This window comes from Streptomyces sp. TRM49041 (assembly GCF_008271805.1).
GTDB lineage: Bacteria > Actinomycetota > Actinomycetes > Streptomycetales > Streptomycetaceae > Streptomyces.
In genome coordinates this window covers 1-13,456 of record NZ_VSRY01000123.1, presented here as the reverse complement: position 1 = coordinate 13,456, position 13,456 = coordinate 1, and the positions used below count along the sequence as shown (strand labels likewise).

13 protein-coding genes are annotated in these 13,456 nt (G+C 71.5%); all 13 read left to right on the top strand.

Translation table 11 applies throughout. The features are described from left to right. The first annotated feature begins 18 nt into the window (after positions 1 to 18). A complete protein-coding gene (locus FVS66_RS14650) occupies positions 19 to 1,044 on the top strand; it encodes an ABC transporter substrate-binding protein (RefSeq protein WP_149181638.1) in 1,026 nt (341 codons plus the stop codon). Then, a complete protein-coding gene (locus tag FVS66_RS14645) occupies positions 1,041 to 2,054 on the top strand; it encodes an iron ABC transporter permease (RefSeq protein ID WP_149181637.1) in 1,014 nt (337 codons plus the stop codon). The genes FVS66_RS14650 and FVS66_RS14645 overlap by 4 nt, the downstream gene beginning before the upstream one ends. Beyond that, positions 2,051 to 2,845: an ABC transporter ATP-binding protein gene (locus FVS66_RS14640; protein ID WP_149181636.1), complete on the top strand. Its 795-nt coding sequence runs from the start codon at positions 2,051 to 2,053 to the stop codon at positions 2,843 to 2,845. Before FVS66_RS14645 ends, FVS66_RS14640 begins: the two co-directional genes overlap by 4 nt. A gap of 792 nt (positions 2,846 to 3,637) precedes the next feature. Beyond that, positions 3,638 to 5,197 carry a DUF1254 domain-containing protein gene (locus FVS66_RS14630; protein WP_262387006.1) on the top strand — a complete coding sequence of 520 codons (1,560 nt, stop codon included), beginning with the start codon at positions 3,638 to 3,640 and terminating at the stop codon, positions 5,195 to 5,197. Positions 5,198 to 5,246: 49 nt separating this feature from the next. Further along, positions 5,247 to 6,152: an HAD family hydrolase gene (locus FVS66_RS14625; protein ID WP_149181633.1), complete on the top strand. Its 906-nt coding sequence runs from the start codon at positions 5,247 to 5,249 to the stop codon at positions 6,150 to 6,152. A 10-nt stretch (positions 6,153 to 6,162) separates the two neighbouring features. Then, a complete protein-coding gene (locus tag FVS66_RS14620; RefSeq protein WP_222946933.1) occupies positions 6,163 to 7,596 on the top strand; it encodes a DUF1254 domain-containing protein in 1,434 nt (477 codons plus the stop codon). Positions 7,597 to 7,607: 11 nt separating this feature from the next. Further along, a complete protein-coding gene (locus tag FVS66_RS14615) occupies positions 7,608 to 8,285 on the top strand; it encodes a GAP family protein (RefSeq protein ID WP_149181632.1) in 678 nt (225 codons plus the stop codon). Between the two features lie 2 nt (positions 8,286 to 8,287). Then, the gene (locus FVS66_RS14610; protein WP_222946932.1) at positions 8,288 to 9,976 is read left to right on the top strand and encodes a SulP family inorganic anion transporter; all 1,689 of its coding nucleotides are present in this window, start codon (positions 8,288 to 8,290) and stop codon (positions 9,974 to 9,976) included. Between the two features lie 221 nt (positions 9,977 to 10,197). Then, entirely contained in the window at positions 10,198 to 10,626 is a 429-nt protein-coding gene (gene panD / locus FVS66_RS14605; protein ID WP_149181631.1) for an aspartate 1-decarboxylase, read from the top strand. 44 nt (positions 10,627 to 10,670) lie between these two features. Next, positions 10,671 to 11,027: a GNAT family N-acetyltransferase gene (locus tag FVS66_RS14600; protein WP_149181630.1), complete on the top strand. Its 357-nt coding sequence runs from the start codon at positions 10,671 to 10,673 to the stop codon at positions 11,025 to 11,027. A gap of 116 nt (positions 11,028 to 11,143) precedes the next feature. Next, positions 11,144 to 11,359 carry a hypothetical protein gene (locus FVS66_RS14595; RefSeq protein WP_149181629.1) on the top strand — a complete coding sequence of 72 codons (216 nt, stop codon included), beginning with the start codon at positions 11,144 to 11,146 and terminating at the stop codon, positions 11,357 to 11,359. A gap of 364 nt (positions 11,360 to 11,723) precedes the next feature. Then, positions 11,724 to 12,935, top strand: coding sequence for a transglycosylase family protein (locus FVS66_RS14590; protein ID WP_149181628.1), 1,212 nt, complete (start codon positions 11,724 to 11,726; stop codon positions 12,933 to 12,935). A 323-nt stretch (positions 12,936 to 13,258) separates the two neighbouring features. Further along, the coding region (locus FVS66_RS36575) for a hypothetical protein (protein ID WP_399225556.1) at positions 13,259 to 13,456 on the top strand (198 nt) is incomplete at its 3' end.

The following is a 13,456-nucleotide window of genomic DNA, read 5'->3' as shown; positions in this document are numbered from 1 at the left end:
GACGCTGAGGACAACGCCGTGACCGTCACGCGCCCGACCCCTTCCTTCGCCGTGCTCCTGTGCGGAGCGCTCCTCCTCACCGGGTGCGGCACCTCCGACCGCCCCACGTCGCCCCGGGCCGCGACCCGTGTGCTCGACAACTGCGGGCAGGAGGTGGAGATCCGGGGGGACGGCCCCCGGCGGGCCGTGTCGCTGAACCAGGGCACCACCGAGATCATGCTTTCCCTCGGCCTCGCCGACCGCATGGCCGGGACGGCCACCTGGACCGACCCCGTCATGAAGGGCCTGGAGAAGGCCAACGCCGGTGTGCCGCGCCTCGCCGAGAACCGGCCGTCCTTCGAGAAGGTCCTCGACGCCGAACCGGACTTCGTGGGTGCCTCGTTCGCCTCGACCCTCGGCAAGGGCGGTGTGGCCACCCGGGAGCAGTTCGAGAAGCTCGGTGTGCCCACGTACCTCTCCCCGTCCGACTGCGTCGGCAAGGACAACAGCGGCGACGGCGACGGTGTCCGTACGAAGCCGCTGACGATGGACACCGTGTACGGGGAAGTACGGGACATCGCCCAGGTGTTCGGTGTCGAGCAGCGGGGCGAAGACCTGACGGCGCGGCTCAAGGCACGCGTCGCCAAGGCGAAGGCGGGGCTCGACGCGTCGGACGTCACGCTGCTGTACTGGTTCGCCAACGCCGAGTCCCCGTACATGGCGGGGTGCTGCGGAGCCCCCGGCATCATCACCCGCGAACTCGGTGCGAAGAACGTCTTCGACGACACCACCGAGGAGTGGCCGCAGATCAACTGGGAGACCGTCGCCGACCGCAACCCCGACGTGCTGGTCATCGGTGATCTCACCCGCAAGTCGCAGACCGCGGAGAGCGCCGCGAAGAAGATCGAGTTCCTGGAGTCGAACCCGGTCACCCGGAACATGGACGCCGTACGCCACAAGCGGTACGTCCTCCTCAGCGGCCAGGCCATGAACCCCACCATCCGCACGGTGGAGGGCATCGAACAGGTCGCCGCCGCGATGCGCGAGTTCGGCCTGGCGAAGTGACCGCGGCCCTGCTGCGCACGGCGGCGGGGCTGGCCGCACTCGCCCTCTCCATCGCCCTGGCCATCACCATCGGCCCGGCGGACATCGGGGTCGCGGACGTCTGGTCCGCCGTCGCCTCCCACCTGGGCGGTGATGCCTCCGGGCTCACACCGATCCGCGACGGCATCGTCTGGAACCTGCGGCTCCCGCGCACCCTGCTGGCCGCCGTGTGCGGCGCGGGGCTGGCCGTGTGCGGCGCGGTGATGCAGTCACTGCTGCGCAACCCGCTCGCCGACCCCTTCGTCCTCGGAGTCTCCTCCGGCGCCTCCACCGGAGCCGTCGCCGTGGTCGTCCTGGGAGCCGGCGGAGGCGCCCTGTCCGTCTCCGGCGGTGCCTTCGCCGGCGCCCTGTGCTCGTTCGCCGCGATGCTGCTGCTGAGCCACACCCTGGGCGGCACCACCGATCGGGTCGTACTCTCGGGCGTCGCCGCGATGCAGCTGTTCTCCGCGCTCACCTCCTTCATCGTCGTCACGTCCGCCGACGCCGAGACCACCCGGGGCGTGCTGTTCTGGCTGCTCGGATCTCTCAGCGGCGCCGGATGGGCCGACGTGTGGCTGTGCCTCGCGGCTCTGCTGCTCGTGCTGACGGTCTGCCTCGGTCACGCCAGGACCCTCGACGCGTTCGCCTTCGGCCAGGACGCGGCGTCGGCCCTGGGCGTCGACACCGCCCGTGCCCGGCTGGTCCTGCTGTGCGCCACCGCCCTGCTCACCGCCGCCCTGGTCGCCGCGTCCGGTGCCATCGGCTTCGTCGGCCTGGTGCTGCCCCACGCCGCCCGCGCCCTCGTCGGGCCCGGCCACGCGCGGCTGCTGCCCGCCGCGGCGCTGGGCGGGGCCGTGTTCCTGGTGTGCATCGACACCGTCGCCCGGACCGTCATCGAACCCCAGGAGGTCCCGGTCGGCGTCATGACCTCGCTGGTGGGCGTCCCGGCCTTCGTGCTCGTGCTGTACCGGACCCGGAGGAACCGCCCATGACCCTCAGCGCCGACCGCGTCTCCCGCACCGCCGACGGACGGCTGATCCTCGACGGCGTCGGCATCACACCGCCCGCGGGGGCCATGACTGGCCTGCTCGGCCCCAACGGCTCGGGCAAGTCCACGCTGTTGCGCATCCTGTGCGGAGTGCTCACCCCCACGTCCGGAGTGGTAACCCTCGACGGCGAGTCCCTGGGGGACCTGCGCCGCCGGGACATCGCCAGGCGCGTGGCCGTCGTGGAACAGCAGGCCGACACACTCGTGGAGCTGACCGTCGCCGATGTCGTGCGTCTCGGCCGCACCCCGCACCGTCGCGCCTGGACGCCCCCGTCGGCGGCCGACGAACAGGCCGTCTCCGACGCCCTCGTGCGCACCGGTCTGGCCGGCAGCGCCGACCGCCGCTGGCACACCCTGTCCGGCGGCGAACGCCAGCGCGTCCAGATAGCCCGGGCACTCGCACAGGAGCCGCGCGAACTCCTGCTGGACGAACCGACCAACCACCTCGACGTCCAGTACCAGCACGACCTGCTGGACCTCGTCCGCGCCCTCGCCGTCACCAGCGTCGTCGCCCTGCACGACCTCAACCTCGCCGCCATGTACTGCGACCACGTCGTGGTCCTGCGACAAGGCCGCGTCGTCGCCGCCGGCACCCCCCGCGACGTGCTGACCGAATCACTGATCGCCGACGTCTACGGCGTACGCGTCGCCGTCACCGACCCGGAATCGGACGGCCGCCCGCACATCCGGGTGCTCGGGACGCTGACGCGTGATTCGAGGACACAATCGGTGTGAGTCTTCTCGGGCACCAGGACCAAGGAAGAGTGCCCACTGTCGAGAGAGTCGAAGCGCCCACTGCCGGACCGGACTTCACCGGGCGCCCACTTCCGGCCGATACGACGACACCGCCAAGAGAAGGGCCGCTCGCACTGCGGCTCCCGGCCCCGGCCCCGGCCCCGGCCCCGGCCCCGGCCCCGGCCCCGGCCGGGGCTCCGCCCAGAGGGCCACATCTGTTCCTCGCCGAACTGCGACGGCGGGGACCGGGCACGAGCCGACCGGCGGTCCTTCAACTGGGCCTCCTTGCGCTTCAGTGGCGCCACTCGGCCGGTGGTGACCATGACCAAGAGGCCGTCCGCAGCGGGCAGGTCGACGGCATCCGGGTGCGCGGCACCGGCCGCTACACCATCCTGGAGAAGGACCTCGACCGGCGGCGGATCAGGATCCGCCGCCGGTCGGCCCGATGCCAGGTTGTCCGGCGGCGGATCCTCACCGCCACCGACCTGGTACGCCGCGACCGACGACAAGGGTGGTGTCAAGAACTACGACGTCTTCCGCGGCGGCACGGAGGTCGCCACCGTCACCGAGACCGCCCGCGGCAGCGTGGCGCGACCACCGCAGGTGACCCCTCCGCCGTGCCGGCGGCATGAACAACGACGGCGACCAACGCACCGCTCGACTTCGAAGGCCCTCCAATGGCCCAGGTGCAGTGGTGGTCCCCGGCAGGTGAGGACGATGGTCGATAGGACGCCCTTTCCCCGGGAACGGAGCGAATCCTTGCAGCCGGCCACACGGACCTCACAACAGGTCGTGGAATCGATTTCGACTCCCGAGCAGGTCGAGACACGCCTGGGCACGCTGGAATTCCCGCTGGGCATGCCCACCGACGAGACCGCCGACCGCCTCTACGACCATCTGGACCATGTGCACGCCGTCCGTGGGTTCCTCGACGCGTACTCCGGCGTCAGTATGTGGGCGGCCCGCAGGGGCTTCCTTGAGGCGGAGGTCAGGGACCACGACGTCCTGCTCTTCTCGGAGTTCATGGATCCCGAGACGCTCGTGCTGACAGGAAACGCGGACACCGTCTATTTCGTGACGTTCCTCGATTTGACCGAGGGGCCGCTGGTGGTGGACATGCCGCCCCTGTCTCTCTGTTTCGTCAATGACATGTGGTACCGCTGGGTCGCGGACCCCGGCATGGCCGGGCCGGACCGCGGGGCCGGTGGCAGGTACCTCTTCGTGCCGCCCGGTTATGAGGGTCCTCTTCCCGAGGGTGGCTTCTTCACACAGCAGACCCGCACCACGCGGCTCTTCCTGGGCGGGCGAGCGTTCCTGGAGGCCGACGACCCGAAGCCGGCGGCCGAGCGCATCAAGGAAGGGCTGCGCATCCACCGCTACGTTCCCGGGTTCTACGGCACCAGCATCGGGGAGATCGTCACCGGCGGCACGGCCCCGCCGTCGCCGTGGACTGCTGAGACGTGGACCGCCGCGCTCCACAGGCCCGACCCGCCGCGCTTCGTCGAGGGCTCCGGGCTCGCCGTGAACACGGTCCCGCCCGGGGACGCGACGTACTTCGACCTCGCGAGTGAGCTTGTGCACGATCAGCCGACCGAGGCGCTCGATCCCGAGATCGCCGGTGCTCTGGCCGCGGTCGGTATCGTCAAGGGCAAGCCCTTCGAGCCGGACTCCCGGATGCGGGAGATCCTCACCGAGGCGGCCGCGGTGGGGAACGCGACGGCCCGTACCCTCGCCTTCCGCCCGCGTCCGGACGAGGGGGCGCACTACTACGGTCCGTCCTCCCAGTGGGTCAACGGCCTGCTCGTGTCCGGCTACGACTTCATGACCCCGCCCGCGGACATCACCGACAGGGGCATCGAGCCCCGTCCGAGCGACGGCGCCCGCATGCTCAACCTGCGCACCTGGTGGTGGTACCTGGGCGTGGGCATCAGCCCGGCGTTCACCGCGCCGCTGCCCGGCATCGGGTCGCAGTACCTGTTCGCGTGCGCGGACCGGCGGGGCCGGGCCCTCGACGGCGGCAGGCAGTACCGCCTGGTGCTTCCGCCGGACATCCCCGCCGCCAAGTTCTGGTCGTGCACCGTGTACGACAACCAGACCCGCTCGATGCTGGGCACGCCGCAGCGCTTCCCCCGGGCCGGCAGCCAGGGCTACCCGACCCCGGCAGCGGTCGCCGACGCGGACGGCACGACCACGGTCCACTTCGGGCCCGACCGGCCCGAGGGCGTGCCGGAGGGCAACTGGATCCAGACCACGCCGGGCCGGGGGTGGTTCGTGGTCCTGCGGCTCTACAGCCCCCTGAGGCCGTTCTTCGACAAGACCTGGCGCCCGGGCGGGATCGAGCCGGTGGGCTGACCTCGCGCGGCGATTCCAAGGCGTGACGGGTCCGGATGATGAGGTGGCCATGGGCACGACCCCGCTGGGGAGTTGGAACGACGGTGCCGCGAAGCGGGCGATCGTCGAGTTCGTGACGTCGGCGGCGGCCGAGGGATCGTCGGGCCTCATTCCGGCGGCGGATCGGGTCGCCGTGTTCGACAACGACGGAACACTGTGGGTCGAGAGGCCCGCGCCGGTGCAGTCGGCGTTCGTGCTCGGGAAGCTGGCCGCGCGGCTGGAGGCGGATCCGTCGCTGGCCCGGAAGCAGCCCTACCGGGCGATCGCCGACAAGGACGAGTCGTTCCTCCGCGCCCTGTACATGCAGGACCCCGGCGCCGTGACATCGATGGTGGAGGCCATCGGCTCGGCCTGGGAGGGCATCACGCTGGAGGAGTTCGAAGCCGAGGCCGCCCAGTACCTGGCGTCCTGGCGTCACGAGCGCTTCGGTCTGCCGTTCTCCGGCCTTGTCTACCAGCCGATGCTGGAGCTGTTCGACTACCTCAGGGCGTACGGGTGGCGGCTGTTCGTCTGCTCGGGGGGCGGGCGCGACTTCATGCGGGTGATCTGCGAGGAGACCTGGGGCATGCCCCGGGAGAACGTGATCGGCTCGGCCCCGGAGTTCGCCTACCGGGACGGCGTGCTGGTCCGCCGGGCAGTGCTGCACGGACCCGTCGCGCTCGGGCCGGGAAAGCCGGAGTACGTCCTCGCCCGCACCGGCCGGTTGCCGCGCTTCGCGGCCGGCAACGACGACGTGGACATCGAGATGCTGGAGTCCGCGCAGTTCGCTCTGCTCGTCGTGCATGACGACGACGAGCGGGAATACGCCTACACCGACAGCGCGGCGAAGGCACTCGCAACGGCCGAGCGGGCGGGATGGACCACGGTCAGCGTGAAGAACGACTGGAACTCAGTTCTCAAGGAACGACCTGCTTAGGAGTGACCCAGTGCCTCAAGTCGGCGACGCTCCCAGCCCGGGCACATCAGCCGAGACCCTGGCTTCGATCAGCATCCCGGAGCAGTTGGATACGGTCTTCGGCGCCATGCGGTTCTTCGACGGCATGCCCCAGCCCGACACGGTCACCCGGAGTTATGACACGCTGGATCTGCTGCGCGGGATCGAGGCGTTCCTCAACTGCGTACCCGGCGCCTCGATGGTGGCGATGCGACGCGGACTGCGCAGCCTCGGCGTCGACTCCCACACGATCGGCTACACGGCCCCGCGATGCAGCTCGGCACCGATGGTGCTCACGGCCAACACGGAAACGACGTACGGGATGGCGTGCCTGGCGCTCGACCAGGACGGACCCACCGTGATCGAGGCGCCGGAGAACTCGCTGTGCTTCGTCAACGACCTGTGGCAGCGCCATGTCACCGACATGGGCATCGCCGGGGCGGACAAGGGAGAAGGAGGCAGGTACCTCTTCCTGCCCCCGGGCCACGACGGTGACGTATCCGACGGATACTTCGTCGTGCGGCCGGCGACCTTCTCCTCCTGGGTGCTGCTGCGTGCACTGGGTGGTGTGGAGAGCCTGCTCCAGACGCGGATCTATCCGCTCTCGGCCGCGGCGGACCCACCCGAGCAGCGCTTCGTCAACTGGGCGGAATCCGACTTCAACACGATCCACACGAACGACTTCTCGTTCTTCGAGGAGATCGACACCCTCGTTCAGGCGGAGCCGCCCGAGGCACTCGACCCCGAGCGCGCCGGACAGCTCGCGGCGATCGGCATCGTGCCCGGCAAGCCCTTCCGGCCGGACGACCGTATGCGCTCGATCCTCGACACCGCCGCCAGGATCGCTTCGGGCATCGTACGGACGTTGTGCTTCAAGCCACGCGACCCGGACTTCTACTACTACCGCGGCAGCTCGTGGAAGAACCCGTGGCCGTCGCGCAGCCACGAGTTCCTGTCGGCGGAGGGCGCCCGGTTGCTTGACGCGCGGGCGGTGTTCCACTACGTCGGTGCGGGCACCTCGCCCGCGATGGCGGCAGCGGCCGTCGGGGCCGGATCGCAGTACGCCTACACGGCCGAGGACTCCACCGGCGCGTGGCTCGACGGCGGAAGGAGCTACACGCTCACTCTGCCGAACGGCATCCCGGCGAAGAACTTCTGGGCCGTCAACGTCTACGACCCCCAGACCCGGGCGCTGCTGCGCACGGACCACCCCTACCCGAGCGTGAACAGCCTGTCGGAAGCCGTCCACGCCGAGGACAACGGCGACACGGTCATCCACTTCGGCCCGACCGCGCCCGGGGGCGGGGAGGCGAACTGGGTCCAGACGGTACCCGGCAAGGGATGGTTCGTGATCCTGCGGCTCTACGGCCCCCTCGAGAGCTGGTTCGACAAGAGCTGGCGGCCCGGCGAGATCGAACCGGCATGAGGTAGGCGGCTGTGGGCGAGTCGATTGGTCAGATCCTGTCCCTCGCGGTCGGCGTGGCGCTGAGCCCCTTCCCGATCATCGGCGTGGTGCTGATGCTCGGAACACCGAGGGCGCGCTCCGACGGGCCGGCGTTCGTCATGGGGTGGGTCCTGGGCCTGGCCGTCGTCGGCACGATCGTGCTGCTGGCCTCCGGCGGTGCCGATGCGAGCGATGAGGGACAACCGGCCGACTGGGTCAGCGTGCTCCACCTGGTGCTCGGCGTACTGCTTCTTTGGGAGGCGGTGAGGCAGTGGCGCGGGCGGCCGCGCGGAACCGAGGAGGTGGAGTTGCCGAAATGGATGCGGGCGGTCGACTCGTTCACGCCCGTCAAGGCGGGGGCCCTCGGGATCGCGCTGTCCGCGCTGAACCCGAAGAACCTGCTGCTCGTGATCGCCGCGGCGGGAGCGATCGCGCAGACGGGCACCTCCGCCGGCACCCAGGCCGCGGCACTCGCGGTCTTCGTGGTGATCGCAACGCTCGGGACCGGAACACCGGTCGTGCTCTACTTCGCCCTCAAAGAGCGTTCGAAGCACATCCTCGATGACCTCAAGCTCTGGATGGGACGGAACAACGCCGCGATCGTGTCCGTGATCTGCCTGGTCATCGCGGCGAAGCTGGTGGGCGACGCCGTCAGCGGTCTCTCCTCGTGAAGGTGAGCGTGCACTGGCTCTTCCCTTCACTGCGGGGCTACCGGCGGGAGTGGCTGGGGCGGGACGCCCTGGCCGGGATGACGGTTTGGGCGGTTCTCGTACCTGAGGCGCTCGCCTACGCGACGATCGCGGGCGTCTCGCCGGTGGTCGGCCTCTATGCCGCGCCGGCCGCGCTGATCCTCTACGCAGCCCTCGGCAGCTCCAAGCACCTGGTCGCCGGGCCGATGGCGGCCACGGCGGCGCTCTCGGCGGCGGTCGTCGGCGAGAGCGCCGGCGGTGGAAGCGCGGAATTCGTCGCGATGACAGCGGCACTGGCCGTCACGGTGGGCATCGCGGCGCTCCTCGCCGGCCTCCTGCGCCTGGGCTTTGTCGCCAGTTTCATCTCGGAGCCCGTGCTGAAGGGCTTCATCGTCGGCCTGGCACTGACGATCATCGCCGGCCAGCTGCCGAAGCTGTTCGGCGTCGAGGGCGGCTCGGGAGACTTCTTCGAGAAGATGTGGGCGCTGATCGAGGACCTCGGCGGAACCAGCGGCCTCACGCTTCTGGTCGGTCTCGCCGGCCTCATCCTGATCGTCGTTCTCAAACGTGTCGCCCCGGTCGTGCCGGGCTCACTGATCGCGGTAGCTCTGGGAATCGCCGCGGCCGCCGCCTTCAACCTGGATGACCACGGTGTCGATGTCGTCGGCAGCATCGAGACCGGTCTCCCCTCGTTCGGCTTCCCCGATGTCGAGGCCGGCGACCTCGGCGACCTCGCCGCCGGGAGCGTCGGCGTGATGCTCGTCGCCTTCGCCGAGGGACTCGGAGCTGCGAGGACCTACGCCGCCCGCGGCCACTACGAGGTCGATGCCGACCGCGAGCTGATCGGGCTCGGGGCTGCCGGCCTGGGCGCCGGTCTCTCCAGCGGCATGGTCGTCAACGGCAGCCTCTCGAAGACCGCCGTGAACTGGTCGGCCGGCGCACGCACCCAGCTGTCCGGGATCTTCGTGGCCGCCCTGACCGTGATCACGCTCCTCTTCCTCATCGGCCTCTTCGAACAGCTTCCCGAGGCAGTGCTCGCGGGCGTGGTGGTCGCGGCGCTGATCGAGCTCGTCGACCTCCGCTCACTGGTCTCCCTCTATCGCGTCGGCACCCACAGGCTCGGCCAGGCCTACGGCGTCGCCGCCCGGCCTGATTTCATCGCCGCGGTCGCGGCCATGCTCGGGGTGATGGCATTCGACACGTTGCCCGGCCTGTTCATCGGCATCGGCGCCTCATTGCTTCTGCTCATCTACCGCTCCTCGCGCCCGCAGATCAGCGAGCTGGGCCGGATGCCCGGAGACGGCCACTTCTCCGCGCTCGACAGGCATGTGGAGAGCCGCAGGATCCCGGGTGTGGTCGTGCTGCGCGTCGAGGCCGGCATCTATTTCGCCAACGCCCAGCGGGTCCGGTCCGAGGTACGGGAGGCCGCCGCCCGGGAAGGGACGACAGCGGTCGTGATCGACGCCGAAACGGTTCCCTTCGTCGACGTCAGTGCCGTGCGCATGCTCGACGACCTGGCCGAGCAACTCGAGGCTCTCGGAGTCCGGCTCCTGCTCGCCCGTGACGTGGGTCAAGTGAGGGACGTGTTGCGCACCGCCGAAGCCAGGGCCGAGCTGAGGCGCGTGTATCCGACCGTGCGGGCGGCGGTCGACGCGGCCGAGACCGGCACATGAGCCGGCCTGTCGATACGGCGCCGGTCGAGCCATCGACGCGAGCGGGCGCCTGCGTCGAAGGCGGTCGGGGGAGGGGTTCCCCAGTCATGTCAGCGACCGGTCGGTGTGAGTCCTGGAACACGCGGGAACGGCTGACTGGACATGCGAATCGTTGTAGTCTCCGAAGACCGCCCTTGACCTGCGTGAAGCGGGCAGGGAGCAGACGAATCGGGAGCTTCTTCATGCTGCGTACGATGTTCAAGTCGAAGATCCACCGTGCCACGGTGACCCAGGCCGACCTCCACTACGTCGGCTCCGTCACGATCGACGCCGATCTCATGGACGCCGCCGACCTCCTGCCCGGGGAGCTCGTCCACATCGTCGACATCGACAACGGTGCCCGTCTGGAGACGTACGTCATCGAGGGCGAGCGGGGCTCCGGTGTGATCGGCATCAACGGCGCGGCCGCCCACCTCGTCCACCCCGGCGACCTGGTCATCCTCATCAGCTACGCCCAGGTCGACGACGCCGAGGCCCGCGCGCTCGTACCGCGCGTCGTCCACGTCGACTCCGCCAACCGGATCGTGGAGCTCGGCGCCGACGCCTCCGCCCCCGTGCCGGGCACCGACACCGCGCGCAGCCCGCACGCCGTGCCCGCCGCGCGCGGCTGACCCCGCCGGGGCTGAGCGGACCCGCCGAGGGGTACGCGGCAGTCATGACCGAACCGCTGGACATCCGCGACGACCGGGCGAACGGCCGCCTCGAGGCGTACGAGGGCGGCCGGTACGCCGGCGGTATCTCGTACTTCGTCCTGGACGGCGCGCCGCACGCCCTGGTGGCGGTGCACACCGTCGTGGACCCCGGACACCGCGGCAAGGGCATCGGGGGCCACCTCGTCCGCGCCTTCTACGCCATGGCGCGCAACGCCGACGTGCCGGTCGTACCGCTCTGCCCGTACGCCGCGCAGTGGGCCGAACGCCACCGCGCCCATGCCCCGGCGGCCCCCGCCCACCTGGCCGCCGAGGCGGAGCGACAGCTCAGGACGCGACCGAGTGCCGCCCGAGGGGCGTAGTGGGCCGGCCGGTGCCGCCCGAGGGGCCTAGCGGGGCATGGCCCCGGCGTGCGGGGGAACGCGCAGGGCGAGACCCTCGACAGGGAGCAGGACAGACCCCGAGGGGGACGTACGCCATGACCGAGCCCCGCCCCGATCCCGTGCCGCCCATGCCCGACCCGGCCCCCGTGCCGCCGCCCGCCCCGCCGGGCCCGGGCCCGGTGCCGCCGCCCGCCCCGCCGCCGCATCCGGCCCCCGGGCCGGTGCCCACGCCCGACCCGGTCCCCAAGCCTCCGGGCCCGGACCCGGTCCCCGAGCCGGACCCGACCCCGGGACCGCTCTCGCGCGTGTGACCGGCGGCCGACCGGGTGTGCCGACCGCGCGCGCCCGCGCCGGGTGCACCGCCGGCGCCCGCAGGCATGCCACAGGAGCCCGCACACGACCCGCGCTGACCTTACGCATCCGACGCCGGGCCGCGAAGCCGGTTGACCGACCCCCCTCCGTCCCTCGGCGCGCCGCCCTGCGCGCCGTACGGGTGTTCGCGTGCGGCCCCGTGCGGCCGGGGGGCTCCCCTTGTCGGCGCTCCCGTGTACCGCCGTGCCGAACGGCCACTTGAGAGGCTGCCCGCGCCCCCTGCGCCGTGTGCGCCCCCTTGTCATGGCTTGTTCCACGCCTCTAGCTTGGGCGGCCGCTGACCTGCATAGGGGGGAACCACCCATGGCCGTACGGGGACGACACCGTCGGTACCAGCCGAGCCGTCTCAACCGGGCATCACTCACCGTCACGGTCGGCAGCGCCGGCATCGCGCTGCCGCTGATCGGCGCGGGGACGGCCCACGCGGCGTCCGTCGACGTCTGGGAGAAGGTCGCCGCCTGCGAGTCCACCAACCGGTGGCAGACCAACACGGGCAACGGCTACTACGGCGGACTCCAGTTCAGCCAGCCCACCTGGGAGGCGTACGGCGGTACGCGCTACGCCCCCCGCGCGGACCTGGCCACCAAGGGCCAGCAGATAGCCGTCGCCGAGAAGGTGCTCAAGGGGCAGGGCCCCCGCGCCTGGCCCACCTGCTCCCAGCGGGCCGGGCTGACCCGGGGCGGTGAGGCACCCGCCATCAAGCCGGGGGGTGCGGGCGACCGGCCCGCCGGCCCGACCACCATCCCCAACCAGCGCCGCGAGAGCTACACCGTCGCCCGCGGCGACACGCTCTCCCGCATCGCCGCCGATGAGCGCGTTCCAGGTGGCTGGCAGCGGCTGTACACCCGGAACCGCACGGTCATAGGGGACAACCCCGACCTCATCATCCCGGGCCAGAAGCTGACGCTCCGTACGGCAGCGCCCGCCAAGCCGGGTGCCAAAGCGCCCGCCAAGCCGGCCGGCAAGCCCGCTACGAAGCCCGGCGCCAAGCCGAAGACCAAGACTCCGGCGAAGCCCACGACCACGACCAAGCCCAAGCCCAATGCCAAACCGACGGCGAAGCCGAAGACCCAGCCCGCCACCAAGCCCGTAGCCGCCAAGAGCCGCACCGGCGCGCTCAGTTCGCCCGTGGACGCGTCGCCCGGCACCTCGTACGGAAAGACCGGCTCCGCATGGGCCGCCGGCTACCACACGGGCGTCGACTTCCCGGTGCCCACGGGCACCTCCGTGAAGGCGGTGGCCTCCGGCCGGGTGGTCTCCGCGGGGTGGGCCGGGTCCTACGGGTACCAGGTCGTCATCCGGCACCACGACGGCAAGTACAGCCAGTACGCGCACCTGTCCGCACTCACCGTCCGCGAGGGCCAGAGCGTCACCGGCGGCCAGCGCATCGCCCGGTCGGGTTCGACCGGCAACAGCACCGGCCCGCACCTCCACTTCGAGGTGCGCACGGGGCCCGGATACGGCTCCGACATCGACCCGCTCGCCTATCTGCGCGGGGGCGGCGTCTCCCGCTGAGAGGCCCGACGGGGCGGGCGGCGGCACGGCACGGCGCAGCGTGAGCAGGACCAGGCCGGCCGCCGCCACCGCCCCGCGGAGCACCGCCGGCGGCGTGCCCGGTACGCCGGTACCGGAACCGCTCTCCGAACAGCGCCACACCGACGGCGGCGGCCACCACCGGGTTCACCACGGTGACCGTCGCCGGCGGCGCGGCCGGCCCCGCTCCCCGGTAGGACGTCTGCGACAGCAGCGGCCCGCCGGTCGCGAGCGCCGCGACCGCCGGCAGGCTCGGCCACCCGGCCAGGGGCGCGTCCGACGTCCAGGCCACGGCGACGGCCTTCGTGAACACCGACGCCGCCCCGAAACGACACGCCCGCCGCCCCGGCGAACAGCACGCTCCGCACCACGGGTCGCCGCGCACCCCGCGCCACCATGAACGGCCCCGCCACCGCACCCACGCCCGCCACCGCCGGCAGCGCGCCCGTAGCGTCTCCCCGGCGATCGGCTCGCAGCCGGGCCGCTCAGGGCGAGCAGCCCGG